The organism is Marinomonas foliarum, from assembly GCF_003337275.1.
Classification (GTDB): domain Bacteria; phylum Pseudomonadota; class Gammaproteobacteria; order Pseudomonadales; family Marinomonadaceae; genus Marinomonas; species Marinomonas foliarum.
Map to the genome: position 1 here is coordinate 1 of NZ_QPJQ01000038.1, position 24248 is coordinate 24248.

The window sequence follows — 24248 nt, forward strand, 5'->3', positions numbered from 1 at the left end:
CAATTTTTAGGGTAATCAATACCCGCTTTGAGTGAAGAAGATTTTTTGTTCATCACTATATATTGACATTGGTTGCTCTAAATGGATAGCCCTTATATATGCACAGTATATTGAGTGTTGTTATGTCTGCTTCCTTCTCTAATAACAGTAATCAAAAAGGCGATACGTCGCCTTTCAATAACCCTATCAAGGGGCGTGGCACAGCCAATAATATGGCGGGTCGTTTTGCGATTACGCTGGTGGAAGTAGATGAAAACGACGAAGCCATCGCCTTGTTGGAAAAGTCGTCGCCCAAAACGGAGGTTCGTCATGAACGCGCCAAAAGCATCATTAGTCGCAATTCCTCCCCTGATATTCCTTTTCGCATGTCGGTCAACCCTTATAAAGGCTGTGAACATGGCTGCGTATATTGTTTTGCTCGCCCGACTCATGCGTATTTAGATTTGTCGCCAGGGTTGGATTTTGAAACTAAACTGATTGCCAAAACTAATGCAGCATTTCTGTTTGAAGAAGAACTGGCTCACCCAAACTATCGTTGTGAACCCATTGCTTTGGGTATTAATACCGACGCTTATCAGCCGATAGAAAAACAGCTGAAAATCACTCGTCGGTTATTAGAAATCGCCTTGGCACACAATCAACCCATTTCGCTGATCACCAAGAGCACACTGATACTAAGAGACATTGACTTACTCACGATGATGGCAGAGAAAAATCTGATTCATGTGGCGGTCAGTGTGACAACACTCAATAACGATTTAAAGCGTATTTTAGAACCCAGAACAGCGTCTGGAAAAACACTTTTACAGGTGATTAAAACCTTACGTGAAGCTGGAATTCCGGTTTCGGTTCTTGTCGCACCAGTGATTCCTTTTATCAACGATAATGAGTTAGAAGAAATCGTCGCTGCTTGCGCAGAGGTTGGCGCGCAATCCATCAATTACATTATGTTGCGTTTGCCTCACGAGGTTGCGCCTTTGTTTTCGGATTGGCTCCACCAGCATTACCCAGACCGTGCTGAGCATGTTTTGCTGCGTATTATGGACATGCGCGGCGGCAAGCTCTACAACAGCCAATTTGGCAAACGCATGACGGGGGAAGGTATCTTCGCGGATTTAATCAATCAACGCTTTCATGTCGCACGACGCAAATATGGGCTGGACGACAACCGACTCAGTTATCTCGATTGCCGTCATTTTGCCGTTCCTCCAAAGGAAGGTGATCAGATGGCGTTATTTTAGAGCGCTTGTCCTATATACAAAAAATCCTCTAAGAAACAAAATCTTAGAGGATTATAGAGAACATTCGTTATTTAAAATAAAGCCTAAAGCTTATTATTAAACTGGCTGACGGCATCCACTACTTGGTTTGCCCCCATTTCTATATCGTTCATTACGTCTCCCGCATCATTAGACAATTTAAGCGCTACTTGCGCTTTCTCCATACTGCCTTCGATAAGAGAAACGGCTTGCTCAGTTAGTTTTTTGTTATCACCAACTACCTTGATGATTTCTTCCGTAGCCGAACTGGTTCTTGAAGCAAGTTGTCTCACTTCATCGGCTACAACCGCAAAGCCACGACCTTGTTCGCCCGCTCGTGCAGCTTCAATTGCAGCATTCAGCGCAAGAAGGTTAGTCTGATCAGCGATGCCTCGAATACTTTCAACCAATTCTGACACCTTGGTAGACTGTGTATTTAGCTCAAAAATCCCTTGCCCTGCGGTACTCATCTGACCAGACAATTCGTTCATTGTCTTAATGGTCGATTCAATTACCTGTTTACCCGTTAATGCATCTGAGACATTTTTTTTAGACACGCCATAAGCAATTTCTGAAGTTTCGGAGATCGCAAATTCACGGTTCATCTGCTCAGTAATAACCGTCGCAAATTTAACTACTTTATACAGATCGCCACTTTCGTCATGTATTGGGTTGTAGGATGCTTCTAACCATACCGTGTTTCCGTGACTATCTATTCGCTTAAAGCGGTCGGAAACAAACTCACCTGAACGTAAGCGCTGCCAGAACTTTTTATATTCTTGCGATTCTGCTTCTTGCGTTTCACAAAACATTCTGTGGTGCTGGCCAACAATTTGCTTTTTAGAGTAGCCCATACCTTTTAAGAAATTGTCATTCGCAGCTAAAATAATACCATCCAAACTAAATTCGATTACTGCTGAAGAACGATTCAAAGCGGCCAACATATCTTGTGTTTCTTTGGCTTGAGAAATAGTGCTTGTTAACTCAGTAGAATAGACTGACAAAGTCACTGAGCCACTTTCAGAATGTTTGTTAGGCTGAACAATTGAACGAAACCATGCCTCTTCGCCACTTTTTGTCACCAGCTGTAATGCACCATGCCAGTGATCCTTCTCACTAATACTGGACAGCATCTTTTGACAATGCTCTTTTGCTAATGATTTTTTAAGGATAATTTCTTTAATATTACGTCCGACGATATCACTTTTTTCATACCCACAAGCAGTCAAAAAAAGCTGATTGACCTCGAGGATAGTGCCGCTGGAATCAAGAGAGAAAAATATCATTTCCTCTTTAAGATCCGTTACCGTCTCATGGAAAGAGGATAGCTCTTTCTCTAACCCAACAATTTTTTCTTTAAGTTTACTATTAGAAAAAAACATGTATTTCCTTTCCTAAGTTCAGTTCAGCTAACCTTAATGGTGGCCTGTCATAATTTAATCAATAAAGCAGAGAACGAAATTTTATACAATAGACGTACAAAAAAACATTATGTAAATCTGTCAATTCAGTTTATAACCGATACTCTTCTCTCTCTTTTATTGGACCTTGTTTACATGCCTAGTGATGACTTTATCGACCTACTCAAACTGCTTATTCGCGCCCCCAGTGTGGTTGGTGCAGAGCATTCATTTTTCCGAGTGTTACAACGCGAACTGGAAGAACGAGGGGCAAAGGTCACTTGGTACGAAGGCTTGCTGGTTGCCCAAGGTAGCGACCCGTTTAGCACTATGTTTTCGGCGCATATAGACCGTCACGGTTTGGTGTGTACTGGACCAAATGAATTCCAATACGCGGCGTTTGTTTCGGCAAACCGCACAGATCTATTGAATAACTCTGTGTCTGAAGAACTCATGACCAAGGTCACAGAGCGCTTCAACCATGAAGAAATTTACGCTTACGAACCTTGGTCTGGGGTTTATCGTGGCAAAGGAACCATTAAAAGCTCTTATGTTTGTGAATTCCGTAACAACTTGATTTTCGAAACCGAAGGGTTAGAAGGTGTGGTTGCAGGTACGCCAATCGCTTTTAAAGACCAATTACACATAGTCGACAATCGCTTAGAAGGTCAGCTCGACAATGTGATTTCAGCCGCAGCTTTGGTGCATCTTTTTGATCATGGTTTCAAAGGCACCGCCTTTTTTACAGCACAGGAAGAAGCAGGAAAAAGCTGGCGCTATTTACTAGAATGGTTCCGTCGTTTTGGCGGTTCAACCAACCGTTTATTTGTGGTTGATACTAGCCCGTTCCCGAATCTTGATGCGGCTAACGAGCAGCTTCTGGTACTTAGGGAAAAAGACGCCAACGCCACATTCAACAAAGACAGTACAAAACTTCTTGAAGAGCTGTGCGAGAAAAACAACATCAGTTACTTATATAAAAACCGTTACGTAGAAAATGAAAACGCCAAACGAGCTGAGCAAGGCCTGCAACCAAGCTCCCTTGGAAGTACCGAACTTGGCCGTATTATCGCCGCATCAAATGGCTTGGTAGATGGCACAACGATTCAAATCCCAACTATTGGTTACCACACAATGCATGAGTCGGCAGCAGTGGAATCCGTGGATGCGTTTCTGGATATGCTAAAAGTTGTATCAAATATTTAGCCTTTATTAATTTTGACTAGCAATACATAAAAACCCCGTTTCGACTTTTAAATTCGAAACGGTTTTTTTTATCTACCCAAAAATGAATCTCTAGGTTATTGGAGTCTTAAGCTTCATAGCGTTCAGTGTTTACTTTCCACGTAAGCCTGTTTACTGGCAAAAGCTTGCAGAGCTTCACAAGCTTGCTCCCATGCATTGTCATCCTCATATAAAGCTGATTTTAAATACGCTGCTGTCATTTTTTGAGTAATGGCGAGACGATCAGGATCTTCGTCATCGGTTTCTTTTGCGTCATAACCGGCAATACCACCTAGGCCATGTTTGCCGCCCATTAACGTCAGCAAAAAATCGCTGCCCGGAGCAATGTGATATGGATCGGCATGCCAGTCTGCGTTACGAGTTGTGAAGTGCGGACTAAGGTCTTGATCACCATACACTACTAAGTTTTTTGTGGTCATTGATGAATAATTTGGATTAATTTCAGGGAACCTTTCTCTTGCTGATTCAATTAAATCATCTCCTCCTTTGCCCACAGCCGCTAATAGAACTCCCACTTTGATACGCTGATCTAATACGCTGCTTATATGTGGTAACGTCATGCCCATTAACATGGCCGCTGTCATCGCCCCTGCAGAGTGCCCTACGATCGCGATACGCTCTTTATCTAATCGGCCAGAAAGACTAACTATATCACGCTCAATTTGCGCCAAACTGTCTAAAATAGTTTTCATTTCAAGCACTCTTTCATTGAGAAAAAGTGGCGCATCTGGGTGAGTATTGTCGAGACCACCCACTCTTGAACTTGCATGAGTAGGTTGAATAACGGCAAAACCTTGCTCAGCGTAATAGTTTACCAGTGGGGCGTAACCATCTTTAGAAGGCAGGTACGACGATGGACCATGACCATGAGAAAGTAAGATAATTGGAATATCCTCGCCACTTACTGGCAGGGTAATTCTGAGCTCAAGCGGTGTTTCACGACCTTCAATGGTTAGGGCAATCGGGCTAATCGACAGAGTAAGTTGACGATTAGACTCTGGGATATTCTTAGATTCGGTAACGAGATTATTCATAAAAGCTCCTTAAGCGATTGAGGTGTTAACTCTATCTAAAGGTGCATGTACAATATATAATGAAAAATCCACATAACATTACCAATAGTATTTAAATGATAGATCCTCTTTCGAGTATTGTGACCCTATTGCAACCAAAAGCCGCTTTTTCCAAGGTAGTCCATGCCGCAGGCAAGTGGCGTATTAGACGCGAAGAAATCGGTAATCCGTTCTATTGTGTTGTGCTAGAGGGAAATTGCGAGTTCACATTAAAAGGCGAAGAATCGATTTATCTAACCGCTGGCGATTTTGTCCTTGTTCCTGAAGCACATGCTTTTACGGTAGCCAGCAGTCATCCTCTAGCACTGACAGAAGCCGATACTGTGCCCATTAAAACGGCTGCTAGTACCTATTTTGTAGGTGAAGCAGAGCAAGAGTTGAATGCGCATTTACTTATTGGCCATTGTCAATTTGAGGCGCCAGATTCAAAAATACTGGTATCGCTTCTTCCGAAACTTGTTCACCTGCGCGAAGCAAAAAGACTCACCACGCTGGTAGAGCTTGTTATTGAGGAATCCTTGGCGCAACGCCCCGGCCGTGATTCTGTATTGGCTCGATTATTAGAAATTCTGCTGATTGAAGCTTTTAGAACGAAGATGGACACGCCAGAGGTTCCTGGTTTGTTAGTCGGTTTAGCCGATGAACGGCTTGCCATTGCGATCCGAAAAATTCATCAAGATGTGAGTCAATCATGGACGATCGATGAATTAGCAAAGGAGGCCTCATTGTCCCGCTCCGCTTTTTTTCAACGCTTTAGCAAAGCTGTGGGTTGTACACCAATGGAATATGTCATTGCATGGCGTATGGCGATTGCGAAAGATCTTTTAAGGCGCCAAAAGTATACTATGGCCACTATTGCCGAAAGGATAGGTTACCAATCTGCCAGTGCGTTTAGCTCTGCTTTTAGCAAACATACTGGTCAACCTCCGTCGAAATTTTTGCTTGAAAATAACCTTGCAGTTAGAGCCAGTAACATCGAGTTTGTGTCAGAGTAAAACGAGCTTTAGTTACACTTATTTAAAAAAGCAGATTTAGAAAGCCAAGAAAATCCCGTTTCGATATGTCAATTCAAACGGGATTTTTACGATTGAGGCCAATTAATTCGACAACAAAGCCAGCTCTTTTCGAATAATGTCTGCGCCAGCATTCAAGGCATGTAGTTTGCTTCTTGCCACAGCATGAGGCAGCGGAGCCATGCCACAGTTAGTACAAGGGTAGAGCTTGTCTGCATCGACAAACTGCAATGCTTTGCGCAAAGTATTGGCCACTTCTTCTGGTGTCTCAATGGCATGATTTGCTACGTCGATTGCGCCAACCATGACTTTCTTACCGCGAATCAGCTCAAGCAACTCCATGGGCACATGCGAGTTATGGCATTCAAGCGAAATAATATCGATGCTGGATTGTTGCAGCTTAGGGAAGGCTTCTTCATATTGTCGCCATTCAGACCCAAGCGTCTTTTTCCAATCCGTATTGGCTTTAATGCCGTAGCCATAACAAATATGTACTGCGGTTTCGCATTTGAGGCCTTCAATAGCTCTTTCTAACGTTGCGATGCCCCAATCGTTCACATCATCAAAAAACACATTAAACGCGGGCTCATCAAATTGGATGATATCCACACCAGCCGCTTCTAACTCTTTGGCTTCTTGATTAAGGATTTTGGCAAATTCCCATGCGAGCTTTTCTCGGCTTTTATAATGATCATCGTAAAGCGTATCAATCATGGTCATTGGGCCTGGCAGCGCCCATTTAATCGGCTGCTTAGTTTGCTGACGCAAAAATTTAGCATCTTCAACAAACACTGGCTTGATACGACTAACAGGACCAACGACAGTAGGTACGCTCGCGTCATAGCGATCACGAATTCTTACTGTCTGACGGTTCTCAAAATCAACGCCGCTAAGATGCTCAATAAAAGTGGTAACAAAGTGTTGGCGCGTTTGTTCACCGTCACTGACAATATCAATGCCCGCTTGCTGTTGCTCTTGAAGCGAGATACGCAGTGCATCCTGTTTGCCGTCAACTAATTGATCACCCTCCAATTTCCAAGGGGACCAAAGGGTTTCTGGCTCTGCAAGCCATGTGGGCTTCGGTAAGCTGCCTGCTGTTGAAGTCGGTAGCAGTGTGTTGTTAGCAACTGTTTTTTCAATATCTGTTTTCATAATAAAGAATGCCGTTTATTAAATGTAATGTTTGAAAAATAACCATTAAGGGTCGCGTTTATGCGCAATTAGCAGACCACTGCTCAAGTACCTTTTGATATGGCTTTATAAAATTCTGCTCAGCAAATTTGCCTTGTTCACTCGCCAACTGACTGCGTTCTTCACGGTCATAAACAATTTGCGTTAAAGAATGATCGAGGTTTTTTAAGTTAGGTTGATAGCTCTTTCCAGCAACCGCGTTGGCGTTGTAAATTTCTGGCCGGTAGATTTTCTGGAAGGTCTCCATCGTGCTGATGGTGCCAATAAGCTCAAGGTTGGTGTAGTCGTTAAGCAAGTCACCCACAAAATAAAAAGCCAATGGCGCAGCGCTGTTGGCAGGCATAAAGTATCGAACCTGTAAGCCCATTTTCTGAAAGTATTGCTCGGTCAAAGAGGTGCCATTTGGTTGATATTCTACCCCCAGAACTGGGTGCTGATTTCCTGTACGCTGGTACGTTTTATTGTCTGAAACACTCAGACAAATAACAGGTGGCTTAGTAAAACTTTCCTTGAAGCTGTCCGACGTCACAAAACTTTTAAAGAGCTTTCCATGTAACTCACCGAAGTTATCAGGAATACTAAATTCAGCTTGGTCTTTGTTGTGGTTTGGCAGCAAGACGCTGAAGTCATAATCACGCACATAAGAAGAGAAATTGTTTCCTACAATGCCTTCGATACGCTGCTCAGTGTGATGATCAAAAATATTCGTCTTTAAGATTTCAATGGTTGGAAAGGACTGGCCCTTTCCTTCAATATCAACATCAACCGAAATGATTTCAAGTTCAACAGAGTAACGATTTCCCTCTGTATTATCCCAATGCGCCAGCGCATTAAAACGGTTGTTAATCATCCTCAATGCGTCACGAAGATTTTCTTGTCGTCTCTCTCCTCTAGCCAAGTTCGCAAAGTTCGTTGTGATGCGTGTATTGTCTGCAGGGCGGTAGTTTTCATCGAAGCAAATACGCTTAATAGTAAAGATAAAATCGTTGCTCATGGTGACCTCGTATCCTATTTTCTGAAGTGAAATAAGGATCTCTTCCTTGTTCTCACTTGCCAGTTTTTGATTATTGGCGATCTGTCTAATGACTCTATGAGTACATTTATACGCAATCATAATCATGAATAAAAATGAATTAAATTTATATTAATTGAATTTAATTCATTTAATAAGATAGATGAGACTCAGGATTGGGAGTGGTAAGTAACGACTAGGATAGGATATTCAAAGACAAGAACGCCCCAAGTAGGGCGTTATATTCTCGGGTGCTATTCAACAAGAGAAAACGGAATGACCGGACAATTAAGCACGATATCGGTTCGTTCGATGGTAACCAAACCGTGATCTTCTGCCGCAAAAATCGCTTCTTCAGATGTCAATTCTGTTGCCTTGCTTGGATCTTTCCATACCACGACGTACATCAACCAAAGTGGCGAGTAATGAGTGTCTTGGCTTTCATAGCCTAATGGCTCTGGAACCGACGCAAATACGCTCCAAGCTTGCTCTTGATTCGGAAACGCATACACACGCTCTAGCACAGTTTTCACTTGAGGTAGTTTCGGGTAATTCGGCACAGCATCACGTAACCGAGGCGCATAATTGGCATTTTTGGCTTTGGCCACCGCTGGATCTGACACATCGGTTGTTATGTAGAGCACCTCTTTGCCTTCGTGCCAGCCGTGCAACAAAGGCAGACTAACACTAGCCTGCCGACTTTGTTCATCTTGAATAGAATGAGAACTGCAAGAAGCTAATAAAAAAACACAGATAATCCCTAAGAAACATTGACGCAACATGCCATTCACCCCAGAGTAATTCAAATAGAAAGAGCATTGAAAACGGTCATTTAACGACTATTATTAACAGCTATGCCTCATTTAAGCCAACGAAACGCGCATGATAGATAAACTTGAAATAAATCATCTTAGAACATTAAGCGCTCTTTATCAGTTCGGCAATATTTCAGCAGCGGCAGAACATCTCAGTGTTTCTCAACAGGCAGTCAGTCTTCAACTTAAAAAAATAAGAAGCATTCTTGGTGATCAACTCTTTGTTAGAACAGGCCATGGAGTGATTCCAACACCCTACGCCAAAGAGATAGAGCAACACATCGAAAAAATATTAACCCACATAAATAGCATCCCTCTGGCAAAAGCGTTTGCACCACAGGAAGTAGAAAGAACACTGGTTATCTGTGCAACAGACTACACCCAAGAAGTGATCGTCACCGAGCTAATTAGAGAGCTTAGACAGTACGCTCCTAAAGTTAAAGTGATCGTTACCAATATCGAACACGCCAACCTAACCAAAAAAATCCATCAAGGCTCAATAGATATTGTTTTTACGACCAGCGCCTATGCTCCCGAAGGATTGATTTCAACGCCGTTATTTACCGAAAAATACCTATGCGTAACAGCGAAGAAATCCATTGAACGCACTCATGGCCTATCACTAGAACAATTAACCACATACGACTTTGTCATTGTTTCACCTGGCGTTGGCAGCTTTATAGGCTCTGCTGATACTTGGTTTGAACAACAAGGTTTTCCACGTCATGTTGCCGTATCTGCCCCTTCCTTTCATATGGCGAAAGAAACCTTAAAACAGTCAAACATGGTGGGATTCATTCCTTCGAGACTATTACCTTACGAAGGACTAGTTGAGCTTCCATTAGAAAAATACCCACCAGGTTATCAAGTCGTAGCTGCCTATCACCCAAACGCAAAACATGACCCATTAATTAGCTGGTTACTGGATAGCATCCAGAAGAAGTTTGCTCATTAAAAATGATCTTCGCTTGTATGAGCAACAAGCTTAGCTTTATCGCCAAACGCCCCACTCACCTCTACCCTAGCGTCACTTTAAACACTATGTAGAGGTCTTTATGTCCATTAAACGCATTAATCCACTATCCTTGTATGATGGTGCAGCAACGGGTATGTCACAAGCCACGGTAGATAACGATACGGGATTGGTTTTTATTTCAGGGCAAGTCGACTGGGACACCGATTTTCAAACTCATAATCACGACATGAAAACGCAAACTGCCAATGCAGCAAAACACTTAATCACGGTGCTAGAAGAGGCAAATTCCTCAGTCGAAAATATCCTGCAGCTACGAGTCTATGTGCGTGGTGAGGTTGCAGACCATATGGAAGACATCGTCCCTATTATCGCCAGCACACTAGGTACCTCACGCCCTGCATTAACGGGGATTGGCGTTGCCTCTTTAGCTTCCCCAGAGATTTTAATTGAAATTGAAGCTGTCGCAAAAGTGGCTAGATAGTATACCGATCCCTGTTTTAACCACAGAGGTTAAAACAGGGATGACATTGTCAGCTTAGGCATCACTTTCTTTAGGCTTCGCATATTTATAAACCGTATTGCGGCTCACACCAGCGGTTTTGGCGGTTTGCGAGACATTGCCTTTGAATTCATTTAACAGCCTAGGTATCAAGTCTTCTAACGGTTCATCTTGTTCACTGGCCGCCTTTGATGATGTTGAATCATCAACTTGTCCCATGGCATCGAGGTCATCAAAGAAATCATCAGGTAAATGCCATTCTTCTAGCTCTTCCTCATCGGCCATTGCCATGCCGACTTTTAATACATGAGCAAGTTGGCGCATGTTACCCGGCCATGGATGCGTCACCAGTAAGTCCAACATAGCTTGCGACAAAGCTGGGCCTGGTTCTTCTTTGCGTAAACGCTCATGAAGGTATTTGATCAATGCCGCTTTGTCAGTGCGCTCACGCAAAGCGGGTAGTTCGATGTTCAAACCTGAAATTCGATAGTATAAATCTTGGCGAAAACGCCCTTCTTTCACTTCTTCTTTTAAGATTCGATTGGTGGCGGAAATCAGTTTAATGTCCACCGGAAAGGCTTCAGTAGAACCCAATGGCGTGACCACTCTTTCTTGCAAAACCCGCAACAAACGCGACTGCACAGCCATGGGCATTTCACCAATTTCATCGAGAAATAATGTGCCGTGATGCGCGCGACGAATCAGACCTATTGAGCCTCGATTTTGCGCACCAGTAAAAGCGCCTTTTTCATAACCAAAAAGTTCAGACTCTACCAATTCAGCAGGAATGGCAGCACAATTTACCGCCACTAACATCTCTTTGGCACGAGAGCTGTGATAGTGCAAACTGCGTACAAATATCTCTTTACCAGCGCCCGTTTCACCATGAATCAAGATAGGAATATCTTTTTCCATAATCTTATGAGCTTGGCGCACTAAACGCTCGACTCGATCGTCGCCATGTTGTAATTCAGCCAGTGGAATGACGTTATCTGGAATCGCTTTAAACGACAGTTCTTCCGGCTTCTTCACCTTTTCAACTGGTGGATTTTTTTCATTCATAACAATGGCTTCTGGCTGTGATGGTGCAACATAATCTGCTCGCTGACGAAAGTCTGGTATGCGCATGATTTGCTGTACGGGAGGAATCACTTTAACGTAAAACTGATAGCGCCCCATGGCAATCAACTTCATCGGCAAACTAAAAGGATGATGTTTGATCTCACGCATTTCGATATCAAATATTTGATTAATGTTGAGCAACGCCAAGTCCTGAGCGAGAACCACTTCTGCACGACGGTTAGCAGAGACAATCGTACCGTTTTCATCCAGCACCAAAATACCAGACCAATGACTGTCTAAACTGACCACATTGGTATTAAAACTAAGAATGAAATGCTCTTGTTGAAAGGCGGAAAATATCAGGCGGTTCTCCACACTCAACGACATGAGTTTGACCATGCCAAAAGTATGATCTTGAGGCAGATACGCGTCTGATGAGATGTCCAACACACCAACCAAATCGTTTTTGGTGTTGTAGATAGGCGATGCCGAGCCAACCATAAAACGATTAGCACGTAAGAAGTGTTCATCTCGACCCACTTGAATAGCTTCGCCAGTAATCAGAGCGGTACCAATCGCATTGGTGCCAACCCCCATTTCGGTCCATTGGTTCCCGCCTACCAAACCATGCTGTGCAGCACTGCCAAAACGCGGTTGCCCCCAAGTATTCAGTACATGACCTTGGCGGTCCGCCAAAACGATCATACACGCCGAATTGCTCAGAATATTTTCGTAATACGGCAACACTTCGTTTTCTGTGGTTTCGAGCAAGCTACGATGCTGATCTATCAGATCTGTTAACGAACCTTTTGGCAAGGTCGCGAAATCGGGTCGACTGCTGTGATCCAAGCCAAATTGCTCGCAACGATACCAAGACGCTTGAATTCGCTCTTTGTGAGTTTGCGTCAAATTCGTTTCCGATCCAGAGTCTATGACGGCAGATACGGCAGCACTTTGTTGTTGTTTTTGTTCTTCTTCGTCTTGCATTTCCTACTCCAACACCTCAAGGAGATCCCTCGGAGTGTGCATGAAATGTTCACTGTAGTTGGCAGACTGTAAACACTTTGAACACTCGTGAACAGTCCTTTTTCGAAAGTGAAAACCACCAAACCCAACTAAAAATCACAATAAAACCAATATTTTTCAATGAGTTATATCTTACCAGAAGTATAGAAATATTTTTGGCACGGCTTTTGTAAGTATTTACAACATACAGACAAAATTACTTTGCGTTCATTTTTGAGCCTTGCGAAAGACACAAGATGTTCACACAAGAAAACAATAACAACAAAAAAGGTACTTACAATGTCTCTGACGCTGCAGAATGTATCGCGCGTTGTTGAAGGCGAGACGTGGATCGATGATGTAAATTTATCTCTCGAACCCGGCTCTTTCAACGTTCTACTTGGACGCACTCTGTCCGGTAAAACGACGCTAATGCGCCTCATGGCGGGTCTTGATCGACCTACCAAAGGAAAAATCCTCATGAATGGAGTGGACGTAACAGGTGTGCCTGTTCGCGAACGCAACATTTCCATGGTGTACCAACAGTTCATCAATTACCCCAATCTTACGGTTTACGAAAACATCGCGTCGCCACTTCGCTTGGCAAAGATGGATGAAAAAGAAGTCGACCGCCGTGTACGTGAAACCGCAGAAATGCTTCGCATCGATCCTTTCCTTGATCGTTTGCCACTGCAACTTTCCGGTGGCCAGCAACAGCGTACCGCTATGGCGAGAGCCTTGGTGAAAGACTCGCAAATTATCTTATTCGATGAACCTCTGGTTAACCTCGATTACAAATTACGCGAAGAGCTACGCCAAGAATTACGCGCCTTGTTCAAAGCCCGTAACTGTATCGCTATTTACGCCACAACCGAACCGAACGAAGCCTTGGCTCTGGGTGGCAACACCGCTGTTTTAAACGAAGGTCGTTTGCTGCAAATGGGGCCAACTGCTGAGGTTTATCACCAGCCAAAAGACATTATCACTGCAGAGATGTTCTCTGAACCACCAATCAACGTGGTTCCTGGTCGCGTCAGCGAAGAAGAAGTCACTTTCGACGACACTGTCCATTTCCGTTTGAACAGCGATTTGCGCCGCCTGACTCCTGGTGAATATCAATTTGGTGTGCGCGCTTCGCACATAGGTTTGGTGCCACACTCTGACGATGATTTAGAGTTGCCTGTCCGAGTTGATTTGGCGGAGATCAGTGGATCAGAAACCTTCTTGCATGTTCACAACCCCCATTTTGATTTAGTACTGCATTTATCTGGGGTTCACGCTTACCAAGTGGATCAAGAAATTAAAGTCTATTTCCCGACGCACAAGCTGTACGCCTTTGACGCTCAAGGCAAGATGGTGCATTCCCCAGCACGAATGAGGGATCAATAATCATGGCTTCTATTACCTTAAATGCCTTAGCGCATACTTATACCGATAATCCAACCAAGCCAGAAGACTACGCCATCCGCGAAATGTCTCACGTTTGGGAACAAGGCGGAGCCTTTGCCCTACTTGGCCCATCTGGCTGCGGTAAATCCACACTACTGAATATTATTTCGGGCCTGCTAAAACCTTCTAACGGGGAGGTATTATTTGACGGCAAACGCGTAAACGAATTAAAACCCGAAGAGCGCAATATCGCGCAGGTTTTCCAATTCCCAGTGGTGTACGACACCATGACGGTGTTTGATAACTTGGCCTTTCCACTGCGCAATATTGGCGTACCAGAATACAAGGTGAAGTCGAAAGTCTACGAAGTTGCCGAAATTCTTGAACTGTCTGACCAGCTAAAGCGTAAAGCCAAAGGTTTGTCAGCGGATCAAAAACAAAAAGTCTCCATGGGGCGTGGCTTAGTACGTGACGATGTATCAGCAATTTTGTTTGATGAGCCTCTTACCGTTATCGATCCTCAGCTGAAATGGAAATTGCGCCGCAAACTCAAGCAGATCCATGAGCAGTTCAATATCACCATGGTGTATGTGACGCACGATCAGCTAGAAGCCTCCACCTTCGCTGACAAAATTGCCGTCATGTACAACGGGCAAATCGTCCAGTTCGGCACGCCACGAGAGTTATTCGAAAAACCTGCACATACTTTTGTTGGCTACTTTATTGGCAGCCCAGGTATGAACTTTTTTGAGGCAGAACTCAAAAGCCAAGACGAAAAAGCAGCGCTAATGTTTGGCGATCATAAAATCTCCGTCAGCGAGGCCATGTTAACGCGTTTAAAAGCCATGGGAGCCAACAAGGTCACTTTGGGCATTCGTCCTGAATTTGTCCATGTGTGGGATGGTAAAAACGACGACGCCTTTTCTGTCGACGTAGATTACGTAGAAGACCTTGGTACCTACAAGATTTTGTCTTTCATGTTTCATGGAAAAATGATGAAAGCCCGTTTAAGCGAAGATCAAAAAGTCCCATCCGGACAAATCTATGTGAGCTTTCCGGAACAGTGGACCAAGGTCTATGTGAACGAATATCTGGTTGATGTAGACGGTCAAGCAGACACAGCAGATCAGAATAAGGAGACCGACCATGCAAACTAAAGTCGAGAACAACAAGGCATGGTTCCTTGTTATGCCCGTTTTCCTCATCGTTGCTTTCTCTGCCATCATTCCATTGATGACGGTAGTGAACTATTCGGTGCAGGATATTTTTGATCCTTATACCCGCTACTTCGTCGGCACAGAGTGGTTCAAACAAGTGATGCTAGACAGCCGCTTACACGAAGCTCTGCTGCGTCAGTTTATCTACTCATTCACCATTCTTATCATTGAAGTACCATTGGGAATTTGTGTTGCCTTGATGATGCCAACCAAAGGTCGTGGTGCCTCTTTGGCTTTGATTTTGGTTGCGATTCCCCTGCTGATTCCATGGAACGTGGTCGGTACGATTTGGCAAATCTTCGGCCGTGCTGACATCGGCTTGTTCGGTGCTTTTATGAGTGGTATCGGTGTCGATTATAACTATGCCTCTAATCCTACCGACGCTTGGTTAACCGTTGTCTTGATGGACGTTTGGCACTGGACGCCATTGGTTGCCTTGTTGTGCTACTCGGGCCTGCGAGCGATTCCTGAAGTGTATTATCAAGCTGCACGTATTGACCAAGCGTCTCGCTGGGCGGTATTCCGTTACATCCAGCTGCCTAAGCTTACTAACGTACTGATTATTGGTGTGTTATTGCGCTTTATGGATTCTTTCATGATTTACACCGAGCCTTTTGTACTTACCGGTGGCGGTCCAGGTAGTTCCACAACCTTCTTGAGCCAAGCCTTAGTACAGCAAGCCATCGGCCAGTTTGACCTTGGTCCTGCGGCAGCCTTCTCGCTGGTGTATTTCTTAATCATCTTGCTCGTGTGTTGGGTGTTCTACACCACCATCATGAACATGCAAAAAGACAAGTAGGAGCGAATCATGACGCAATTAAAAACATCAATGACGCGCCACAATACAGGTACCAAAGAACAAGCCCCGGTTTACAGCAAAGCTGAGCGTAAGACGCGTAATGCCCATCTTCGTGGACGCTTTGGTTTGGTGCTGTATTTGGTGCTGTTACTGCTGCCAATCTATTGGCTAATCAACATGTCATTTAAAACCAATACCGAAATTCTCAGCGGCTTATCTTTCTTCCCTGAAGATTTCACTTTGGCGAACTACGCTAAGATATTTGGCGACCCAACGTGGTACATGGGTTACGTAAACTCAATTTTTTACGTGTCCATGAATATGGTCATCAGTCTACTGGTTGCCTTACCTGCTGCGTATGCCTTTAGCCGCTATAAGTTCATTGGTGATAAGCACATGTTCTTCTGGTTGCTCTCTAACCGTATGGCGCCACCAGCCGTGTTCTTACTACCGTTCTTCCAGCTGTATTCGTCAGTGGGTTTGTTCGATACCCATATTGCCGTGGCGCTAGCACACTGTATTTTCACTGTGCCATTAGCGGTATGGATTCTAGAAGGTTTTATGAGTGGCGTGCCGCGTGAAATAGACGAGACGGCATATATCGATGGCTACTCGTTTCCAAAATTTTTCGTGCGCATCTTCATTCCCTTGATTCGCTCAGGTATCGGTGTAACGGCATTCTTCTGCTTCATGTTCTCTTGGGTAGAGTTGCTATTGGCACGAACCTTAACGTCCGTCGATGCAAAACCTATCGCGGCTATTATGACGCGAACCGTCTCGGCTTCAGGGATGGATTGGGGACTGCTCGCGGCCGCTGGCGTACTAACAATTATTCCTGGAATGCTGGTCATTTACTTCGTTCGTAACCATGTGGCGAAGGGCTTTGCCCTTGGTCGAGTGTAAGGAGAATTATTATGGCTTGGATGTCTTGGACATTACCTACTGCCCTGTTTTTTATCGGCATTGCTGTGATCTTGGTCGGTATGACCACATGGCAACTGATCTCACCTTGTGTAGAACGCCGTGGCTTTTTGCCACTGGCAACCACGCGCGGTGATCGCTTATTCATTGGCCTGCTTAGCAGTGCTTTTATCCACCTGGTATTCGTTGCGTTAACGGATGTGAACATCGCGGTGGCAACCGTCCTATGCGCATTTTGGATGATCATCCTGATGCGTTGGGGCTAGTCAGCGTCTCTCTCAGTACGAACTGATGGACTCTCTAGTACGACAGGCACGGAAGCCAAACCTAAAAACCTAAAAGAAAAACCAAACTTAGTTGAGGTAAAATATGCACTACAATAAGAAAAAAATTGCACTCGCCGCCTTACCCTTTGCTGTCATGATGCATTCAGCCACCTTATGGGCTGACGCATACTCAGACGCTGCAGAAAAATGGGTAGATACCGAATTCACCGTTTCTACACTAAACAAGCAACAACAGCTTGACGAAATGCACTGGTTCACCGAAGCCGCGAAAAAATTCCGCGGTATGGAAATCAACGTAGCATCTGAAACCTTAACGACTCATAAATACGAGTCTCAAGTTTTGGCTAAGGCTTTCCAAGAGATCACTGGTATCAAGGTCAACCATGATCTGATCCAAGAAGGTGATGTAGTCGAAAAACTGCAAACGCAAATGCAGTCTGGCCGTAACATCTACGATGCTTACGTCAACGATTCCGACTTGATCGGTACCCATTTTCGCTACGGTAAAGTGGTACCAATCTCTGACATGATGCAGGGCGACGGTAAAGCCTATACTTCACCAACCTTGGATCTGGCTGATTTCATCGGCTTAGATTTCACCACAGGCCCAGATGGCAAACTTTACCAGTTGCCAACACAGCAGTTTGCCAACCTTTATTGGTTCCGCGCTGACTGGTTTGCTCGTCCTGATCTAAAAGCCAAATTCAAATCTATCTATGGCTATGAGCTAGGTGTACCAGTTAACTGGTCTGCTTATGAAGATATCGCTGAGTTCTTCACCGATAAAGTGAAAACCATCGACGGCGAACGTATATATGGCCACATGGATTACGGTAAAAAAGACCCATCACTAGGCTGGCGTTTCACCGATGCTTGGTTCTCTATGGCGGGTGCTGGCGACAAGGGTACACCAAATGGCTTACCTGTGGATGAATGGGGTATTCGTATCAAAGATGCGTGTTCACCTGTTGGCTCAAGTGTCTCTCGTGGTGGTGCAACAAACGGCCCTGCTGCGGTTTATGCAACAACTAAATACGTCGAATGGTTACGTAAGTACGCGCCACCTGAAGCACAAGGCATGACCTTCTCTGAGTCTGGTCCTGTACCAGCTCAAGGCGCTATTGCTCAGCAAATTTTTTGGTACACCACTTTTACAGCGGATATGATCAAAGAAGGCTTAGCAGTAGTAAACCCAGACGGCACGCCAAAATGGCGCATGGCTCCTTCTCCGGTTGGGCCATACTGGGAAGAAGGCATGAAGAAAGGTTATCAAGACGTTGGTGCTTGGACTTTCATGAACTCAACACCAGAAGATCGTCGCTTAGCGGCTTGGTTGTACGCTCAGTTCACCACAGCAAAAACGGTTTCTTTGAAGAAAACACTCGTAGGTCTAACACCTATTCGTGAATCCGATATCAACTCTCCAGAAATGGCAGCGGCTGCTCCTAAATTGGGTGGTTTAGTGGAATTCTACAAAGGGCCTGCGCGTAAAGAATGGTCGCCAACAGGTATCAACGTACCAGATTATCCTAAGCTCGCTCAACTTTGGTGGCAGTACATTTCTCAAGCAGCAAGCGGAGAAGCAACACCACAAGAAGCACTTAATGGCCTAGCCGCAGCGCAAGATAAGGTTATGGAGCGTCTAGAACGCGCTAATGTACAACCTATCTGTGGACCAAAAATGAACAAACCGCGTGACGAAGCTTACTGGTTGGCACAACCAGGCTCTCCAAAAGCGAAATTGTCCAATGAGAAACCTCAAGGCGTTACGGTTTCTTATGATGACCTACTTCGTTCTTGGGAATAATGTTCGTTATATTGTTTGTCCCAGTACTCTGAACGTTTGACCGGCTTAGGCCGGTCTTTTTTTGGCGGGAATATGCTGAAATATAGAGGTTATCTGGCAAGTAAACATAGACCAAAAGTCATCAAATCAATGAGTGATTTTTTCATCTTCCGTCATTAATGCTTTGAGCTCATCCTGTAAGCTCTCAATTTTTTCGGCCAGTATATGCTGCTGAGAAGGCGGAATTTGGGCAATATCCTGAAGCGAAACCTTCTCTAAGTTTTCGAGTAAACTGACTAAATGTTCTATGCGGTCATCTTTTCTGTTCATGCGAGTTCTCTCCGTAGATTGCATGGTAGTTTCTTAACCATAGACAACTTTAGGAAATTACTCTGTCTAATATTTGAAAATTTATGTTAAAAACAGAAAACTTCGCCATTAAACTGACATGAAACCACTTCAATTCATCTCAGTTTACTCTGAACGATGGGTAATATTGTTAAATGTGGTGCTAGCAGCCACCTTTTTTAGCTTGCCCAGGAGGACAAAACTTACCAGATGAGCCATTATCTTTGTGACCTTCATCGCTCTTTGCTTCGATATCAATGCCAGCAAATTTCCCGCCCACTCGATTTATCTCGCAACCCGTTAACGACACCAAACTGACTGCAATAATAAGTAAAGTGGCTCTCATAATTATCTCCTCATTCTTCGAATGGGCGAGCATAGCAAAGTACTTTTCATTCAACTCTCAGCCTTACAAAGTCATGACTGTAATTTTCACTATCCAAAGGTCGCTGACTTTATCCTTTCAGAGCAATCGTCAATCGACCTAATTAATGACTTTTTATCAAAAAGCACTGGCTCATATCGGCAACAAACATAGCACGGGGGGGGCTTTGTTAAGCCTTTAGGTGTGAAGTAATCATAACTGTCTGCATAAGTGTTTTTTCAGACTACAACCCTTCTTTAAATAGAGCTCAATGGTATTATTGGTCTTAGACAGAACTCACTGAGACGCTAACGCTGAACGGGAAACTAATTCGATGACATTATCTAAACAAGAAGATTTCCAAAACAAAGGAGTCCTGAAACTTTCCAATGTCATCGATGTTGAAATGCTTGCCGATGTACAAACCCATCTTTGGCAGGAAGTGCATCGCAAGTTTGACATTCATCTCGACAAACCTAGCACTTGGTTTTCCAATGTTAACAACCCTATCGGGGACGCTCGCGCAAAACGACTAAACGGCATGGGGTCGATTATGCGAGAGCTCAAAGCCGCAGGGAAATTAGACGATATCGAGCGTGCGATCCAACCGGTTATCGATCAAATATTTGTCGATCACACTTGGCGCCCGCTAGACCTTTGGTATTCTTTGTTAAGCTTTCCAGGTTCAGAGTCAGTTTGGAATGTACCTCATAAATCTTGGCACTGCGATGAACCTGCTGTGGTAGGTGACGCCAAGCCTTGGAGTTTATTTGTCTTTGTGTTTCTTGATAATGTCACTGCAGATATGGGGGCGACAACCGTCATTTCTGGATCTCATCGACGAGCGGAGCGTCTTGCCAAAACTCTAGGAACATCCAATAACGAGGAGTTAATAAACGCTTTTTCTTCGGTGAATAGCGGACTGTATGAGAGCCCTAAAGACGTAACGTTATTGCCTATGGATCAGGTGTTAGACCCTCTTATTCAAGAAGACCCTTGGTTCCAAAAACTTATTCAAGAAGGTTCTCCTGATCAACGAATCCAACGATTCATTGAAGAAGGCAATTCGCTACATGGCATCGAACAGAAGGTTGTCACATTGACCGGCACCGCTGGCGACATCATTGTGTTCGATCCGCGCTGTCTTCACACTTTTTCGGCCAATGTTTCAAATCTTCCTCGACAAGTATTACGACTCGATTTTAGACGCCAAATATAACCTACCCTCTAAGGCTTTCATGACCACAATGACACGCAACGACGAACAGACAGATCATTCAGGTGAGACATTAAACAATGCGAGAAAGGCATTTGAGATCAGTTTGTCTAACTTCACCACGGATCATGCGGATATCATCAGCCACATGAAGGAAATTGTGGAGATTTTACTTAAGCAAAAACAGTTTGCCGAGGCTTTAAAAGAAATAGAGCAGTTAAAGAAACTGGCGACTTCTAATAAGAAGATAAAAATTGCCATGCTGGAAATGAAAGGTCGAATCAAACAAGTTGGCGCTAGATCTGGCTTTCGATCTAGAGCCACCAAAAAATATACGACAAAAAAACCTAAGAACGCTTAAGGAAGGTACGAATAAGTCTACTAAGCCTCAGTCTTTCAGAGAAACCGTCAAATAAGGCGCGACTCTGAAGGAATGTAGGTACCTTTCAAAGAGTCGCAACGACATGTGACGTTTTCTCTGAAAGACCCGCAGGGCATGGCCTAAAAGCCTGTATTCTTTGTTGAACACCTCGCAAATAGAACCACTATTCACATTCGGCACTCGCCTCGAACAACAGGCTTTTATCCACATGCTGAGGCAAGAGGACTTGCTCGCACCTTCCTTAATCAAAGCGGAAGCTAGACGCCGTCCAACCACCAAACAATCCTTCGTCATGATAAACACAGGTGGCTTTGCCATCCTCTGCGGCACCAAGGGCAACCATAAGAGGAATCAAATGATCTTCTCGTGGATGGCAAAGACGAGCGTAAGGGGCTTTGTCCCACTCAATGATGTTAGCACTGCGCTCGGCTGGCTCGGATTCTAATAAGGTTTCATGTAGCCAAGCATCAAAATCAGTAGAAGGTTTAATGGCTTGCGGGCCTCTTAACCCAAGGTTGTGAAAGCTTAAACCACTTCCGACGATCAATACGCCCTCTTCACGCAAGGGTGCCAAGGCACGACCTAACGCCATATGTTCTTCTGGGTTTAGGTTCGATTTAAGTGACAATTGAACCAGTGGCATATCTGCTTCTGGGTACATCACGGCCATTGGAGCGAACGCACCGTGGTCAAAACCTTTTTTGTCATCCAGATCCACCGGAAAGCCTGCACTTTTAATGAGATCTGCGACGCGATTAGCCACCTCTGGCGAGCCAGGGGCTTGGTATTTCACTTCATAAGTATGTGCAGGAAAACCGTAATAATCGTATTCCATTCCAGGCGCAGGGTTAGACTGAACACCAAAGGTTTTGCGTTCCCAATGACCTGATATCATCAAAATCGCTTTTGGCTTTTCAGGCAATTCTTGTGTCATTCGAACCAAAGACGCTTCAAGATTAGAAAACATGGCGCGCATGTCAGCAATATAAGGCCAAGGGCCGCCGCCGTGTGAAATAAAATAAGTGGGTAACATAGTTGTTCACCTCTAAAACTGGAGTAAGTAGCCAACTTGCAAAACGCTGAATTGGCTTTATTGAATGAGATCAGTCTAGGCTTGCTCATCGGCTGGATCAATATGCCTTCAGTTAACCCATCATTTCATTCTGATTAATAATCTCCAAAAAAGATCTACTACGTTTCTTTTCAATCAAAAAAACACCGCCAATTAGATAAATAGTGACGGTGCTTTTTCGGGTTAATCACCGACTCTTAGTTATTATTGGCTTTTTCAGGAGTATAGACACGCAAACGATGACCATCTGGATCAAGCGCTGTAAAAGTAGTCCCGAAATCCATGATGGTTGGCTCTTGAATAATATCGACTCCCAACTCTCGCCATTTGATGTAGTTAATCTGCAAAGTAATCAGGTTATCAAGAGTTAACGCCACTTCCATACTGCCCGCGGGCACATCCTTGGCTGTTGGAAAAACATCTTCTCGCACCCACAAACCAAACTTCGCGCCAGTTTCCGAAACAAACAAAGCAAAGCTTTCGGTGGCTTCTACCGGTTCGCGCTCAAATAAAGAACGATAAAAATCCACGCTGCGTTGAACATTGTCGACATATAAGATGGTGAAATTTGAAAGATCCATACTGACATTCCTATTCGCTGTTTATATTTCACATTAAAAGTTTAGTACTTCTCATCAGGCTTTGGCCCGATAAAGTGAGAATAAATAAGCGGAGTGTCAGATCTTGTCAGTAGTGATTTGAAGTGAAAGCGATTTATTAGGAAGACTTAAGCTCATGCAAAGTTGCTCGCCATTGTTTAAGCAATACATGACGAGGCGTTGCGTAACGCGTGTTTATTAACTCACAAGAGAAAATTCTATCCGCCCGAAAATTACGAATGTCTTGGCGCAATTCACACCAAGCCACTAACACCCGAACCTCATCAAAATACCCCAAGGCAAATGGCCAGATTCGACGCTGAGACTGCTTGCCTTTTAAATCTCGATAATCAATGGAGAGAACCTTTTCATCTCGAATCGCTTGGCGAACGTCGCCCATATCCACCGTATCTGTGGTCATCTCTTTACTCGGACCGATCAGCAAAGTCGTATCGTCGAGCATGTCTTTTAACTCTATAGGCAATACCGCTGCAATTTTGTTCAAGGCATTTTGTGCGCCGTCGCTTAATTGGTTGTCAGTGCGTTGCGACACCCAACGAGCGCCAAGAACCAAAGCTTCTATTTCTTCCTCGGTGAACATTAATGGCGGCAGTAGAAAACCAGGCTTAAGTACGTAACCCACGCCCGCTTCACCTTGGATATTTGCCCCCTGTTCTTGCAGAGTCGCAATGTCTCGATACAAGGTTCGTACACTCACCTCCAGCTTGTCAGCTAAGGTCTGGCCAGATACCGGATATCGATGACTGCGCAGTAAAGCAATGAGAGCAAGCAAACGTTGAGAACGAACCACGTTTTTACTCTCCGCTAGAGGTTTGTTGGTTCAGCGGATAATCCGCAAAACCGACCGCTAACTTGTCCAATGTCACATCCCGAAAACGCTCTAACAATAACGCTTCTGCTTCAATCAATACGTCACTAATCGCTTGGTTAACGGCGATTTCAATCGGACAAGATGTGTGTTCATCAGACAATCCAATGGTAAATACTGAACTGTCGCCCATGGCATTATGAATGTCTAACAAGGTGATGTCTGATAACGCCATTGCTAATGACCAACCACCACCGTGACCTTTAACAGAGGTGACATAGCCTTTGTCTCGCAAACCTGCCATGGTGCGGCGCACCACAACGGGATTGGTATTAAGCATCTTAGCAATTTTTTCAGACGTGGCAGGCGCATCTAACTGATCCATGTGAATCAGTACATGCAGCATACGGGATAAACGGCTGTCTTTTCTCATCAGCAATCTCATGGTGAATAACGATCTTTGCATTCTAACTCAGTTTGTCATGAAAC

25 protein-coding genes are annotated in these 24248 nt (G+C 44.2%); 13 read left to right on the plus strand and 12 right to left on the minus strand.

Annotated elements, in window-relative coordinates; translation table 11 throughout:
• Positions 1–122 precede the first annotated feature (122 nt).
• Positions 123–1241: a PA0069 family radical SAM protein gene (locus tag DFP77_RS16435; RefSeq protein WP_114413313.1), complete on the plus strand. Its 1119-nt coding sequence runs from the start codon at positions 123–125 to the stop codon at positions 1239–1241.
• A gap of 83 nt (positions 1242–1324) precedes the next feature.
• Here the strand turns inward: DFP77_RS16435 and DFP77_RS19990 are convergent, their stop codons facing one another.
• Entirely contained in the window at positions 1325–2641 is a 1317-nt protein-coding gene (locus DFP77_RS19990) for a methyl-accepting chemotaxis protein (RefSeq protein WP_114413314.1), read from the minus strand.
• 174 nt (positions 2642–2815) lie between these two features.
• Between DFP77_RS19990 and DFP77_RS16445 the strand changes: the two genes are divergently transcribed.
• Positions 2816–3865, plus strand: a complete 1050-nt coding sequence (locus DFP77_RS16445) for a peptidase M42 (protein ID WP_114413315.1) — start codon at positions 2816–2818, stop codon at positions 3863–3865.
• A 122-nt stretch (positions 3866–3987) separates the two neighbouring features.
• On the opposite strand, the gene DFP77_RS16450 is transcribed toward DFP77_RS16445, so the two are convergent.
• Positions 3988–4938: an alpha/beta hydrolase family protein gene (locus DFP77_RS16450; protein ID WP_114413316.1), complete on the minus strand. Its 951-nt coding sequence runs from the start codon at positions 4936–4938 to the stop codon at positions 3988–3990.
• A gap of 95 nt (positions 4939–5033) precedes the next feature.
• Here DFP77_RS16450 and DFP77_RS16455 point away from each other — a divergent pair, with 95 nt between their 5' ends.
• Complete coding sequence (locus tag DFP77_RS16455) at positions 5034–5972, plus strand: AraC family transcriptional regulator (protein WP_114413317.1); 939 nt, start codon at positions 5034–5036, stop codon at positions 5970–5972.
• A 102-nt stretch (positions 5973–6074) separates the two neighbouring features.
• On the opposite strand, the gene DFP77_RS16460 is transcribed toward DFP77_RS16455, so the two are convergent.
• The 3 genes from DFP77_RS16460 to DFP77_RS16470 form a co-directional block, all read right to left on the minus strand.
• The gene (locus tag DFP77_RS16460) at positions 6075–7142 is read right to left on the minus strand and encodes a methionine synthase (protein WP_114413318.1); all 1068 of its coding nucleotides are present in this window, start codon (positions 7140–7142) and stop codon (positions 6075–6077) included.
• Between the two features lie 58 nt (positions 7143–7200).
• Positions 7201–8175: a DUF1852 domain-containing protein gene (locus tag DFP77_RS16465; RefSeq protein WP_114413319.1), complete on the minus strand. Its 975-nt coding sequence runs from the start codon at positions 8173–8175 to the stop codon at positions 7201–7203.
• Between the two features lie 272 nt (positions 8176–8447).
• Positions 8448–8975 carry a DUF7482 domain-containing protein gene (locus DFP77_RS16470; RefSeq protein WP_114413320.1) on the minus strand — a complete coding sequence of 176 codons (528 nt, stop codon included), beginning with the start codon at positions 8973–8975 and terminating at the stop codon, positions 8448–8450.
• A gap of 100 nt (positions 8976–9075) precedes the next feature.
• Between DFP77_RS16470 and DFP77_RS16475 the strand changes: the two genes are divergently transcribed.
• A complete protein-coding gene (locus tag DFP77_RS16475; protein WP_114413321.1) occupies positions 9076–9963 on the plus strand; it encodes a LysR family transcriptional regulator in 888 nt (295 codons plus the stop codon).
• 100 nt (positions 9964–10063) lie between these two features.
• Positions 10064–10465 carry a RidA family protein gene (locus DFP77_RS16480; RefSeq protein ID WP_114413322.1) on the plus strand — a complete coding sequence of 134 codons (402 nt, stop codon included), beginning with the start codon at positions 10064–10066 and terminating at the stop codon, positions 10463–10465.
• A 54-nt stretch (positions 10466–10519) separates the two neighbouring features.
• Here DFP77_RS16480 and DFP77_RS16485 read toward each other — a convergent pair whose 3' ends face one another.
• Positions 10520–12532 (minus strand): sigma-54-dependent Fis family transcriptional regulator, encoded by a 2013-nt coding sequence (locus tag DFP77_RS16485; protein ID WP_114413323.1) that lies wholly within the window; start codon positions 12530–12532, stop codon positions 10520–10522.
• Between the two features lie 318 nt (positions 12533–12850).
• On the opposite strand from DFP77_RS16485, the gene DFP77_RS16490 reads away from it, so the two are divergent.
• The 6 genes from DFP77_RS16490 (at position 12851) to DFP77_RS16515 (ending at position 18970) form a co-directional block, all read left to right on the plus strand.
• Positions 12851–13939 (plus strand): ABC transporter ATP-binding protein, encoded by a 1089-nt coding sequence (locus DFP77_RS16490; RefSeq protein ID WP_114413324.1) that lies wholly within the window; start codon positions 12851–12853, stop codon positions 13937–13939.
• A gap of 2 nt (positions 13940–13941) precedes the next feature.
• On the plus strand, positions 13942–15096 hold the full coding sequence (locus DFP77_RS16495) for an ABC transporter ATP-binding protein (RefSeq protein WP_114413325.1): 1155 nt from the start codon (positions 13942–13944) through the stop codon (positions 15094–15096).
• Positions 15086–15955 carry a carbohydrate ABC transporter permease gene (locus DFP77_RS16500; protein WP_114413326.1) on the plus strand — a complete coding sequence of 290 codons (870 nt, stop codon included), beginning with the start codon at positions 15086–15088 and terminating at the stop codon, positions 15953–15955. Before DFP77_RS16495 ends, DFP77_RS16500 begins: the two co-directional genes overlap by 11 nt.
• A gap of 9 nt (positions 15956–15964) precedes the next feature.
• The gene (locus DFP77_RS16505; protein ID WP_258861199.1) at positions 15965–16858 is read left to right on the plus strand and encodes a carbohydrate ABC transporter permease; all 894 of its coding nucleotides are present in this window, start codon (positions 15965–15967) and stop codon (positions 16856–16858) included.
• A gap of 11 nt (positions 16859–16869) precedes the next feature.
• Entirely contained in the window at positions 16870–17142 is a 273-nt protein-coding gene (locus tag DFP77_RS16510) for a DUF2160 domain-containing protein (RefSeq protein WP_114413327.1), read from the plus strand.
• Between the two features lie 103 nt (positions 17143–17245).
• Entirely contained in the window at positions 17246–18970 is a 1725-nt protein-coding gene (locus DFP77_RS16515; RefSeq protein ID WP_114413328.1) for an ABC transporter substrate-binding protein, read from the plus strand.
• A 126-nt stretch (positions 18971–19096) separates the two neighbouring features.
• On the opposite strand, the gene DFP77_RS16520 is transcribed toward DFP77_RS16515, so the two are convergent.
• Complete coding sequence (locus DFP77_RS16520) at positions 19097–19279, minus strand: hypothetical protein (RefSeq protein ID WP_114413329.1); 183 nt, start codon at positions 19277–19279, stop codon at positions 19097–19099.
• 181 nt (positions 19280–19460) lie between these two features.
• A complete protein-coding gene (locus tag DFP77_RS16525; RefSeq protein ID WP_114413330.1) occupies positions 19461–19643 on the minus strand; it encodes a hypothetical protein in 183 nt (60 codons plus the stop codon).
• 352 nt (positions 19644–19995) lie between these two features.
• On the opposite strand from DFP77_RS16525, the gene DFP77_RS16530 reads away from it, so the two are divergent.
• A complete protein-coding gene (locus DFP77_RS16530; RefSeq protein WP_114413331.1) occupies positions 19996–20880 on the plus strand; it encodes a phytanoyl-CoA dioxygenase family protein in 885 nt (294 codons plus the stop codon).
• A 19-nt stretch (positions 20881–20899) separates the two neighbouring features.
• The gene (locus tag DFP77_RS16535) at positions 20900–21238 is read left to right on the plus strand and encodes a hypothetical protein (protein WP_147270567.1); all 339 of its coding nucleotides are present in this window, start codon (positions 20900–20902) and stop codon (positions 21236–21238) included.
• Between the two features lie 262 nt (positions 21239–21500).
• Here DFP77_RS16535 and DFP77_RS16540 read toward each other — a convergent pair whose 3' ends face one another.
• The 4 genes from DFP77_RS16540 to DFP77_RS16555 all read right to left on the minus strand — a co-directional run bounded on the left by DFP77_RS16540 (position 21501) and on the right by DFP77_RS16555 (position 24225).
• A complete protein-coding gene (locus tag DFP77_RS16540; RefSeq protein WP_114413333.1) occupies positions 21501–22292 on the minus strand; it encodes a DODA-type extradiol aromatic ring-opening family dioxygenase in 792 nt (263 codons plus the stop codon).
• A 236-nt stretch (positions 22293–22528) separates the two neighbouring features.
• Positions 22529–22912 carry a VOC family protein gene (locus tag DFP77_RS16545; RefSeq protein WP_114413334.1) on the minus strand — a complete coding sequence of 128 codons (384 nt, stop codon included), beginning with the start codon at positions 22910–22912 and terminating at the stop codon, positions 22529–22531.
• A gap of 136 nt (positions 22913–23048) precedes the next feature.
• Entirely contained in the window at positions 23049–23741 is a 693-nt protein-coding gene (locus DFP77_RS16550; protein WP_114413335.1) for a helix-turn-helix transcriptional regulator, read from the minus strand.
• A gap of 4 nt (positions 23742–23745) precedes the next feature.
• Positions 23746–24225 (minus strand): Rrf2 family transcriptional regulator, encoded by a 480-nt coding sequence (locus tag DFP77_RS16555; protein WP_239543943.1) that lies wholly within the window; start codon positions 24223–24225, stop codon positions 23746–23748.
• Between the last annotated feature and the right edge of the window lie 23 nt (positions 24226–24248).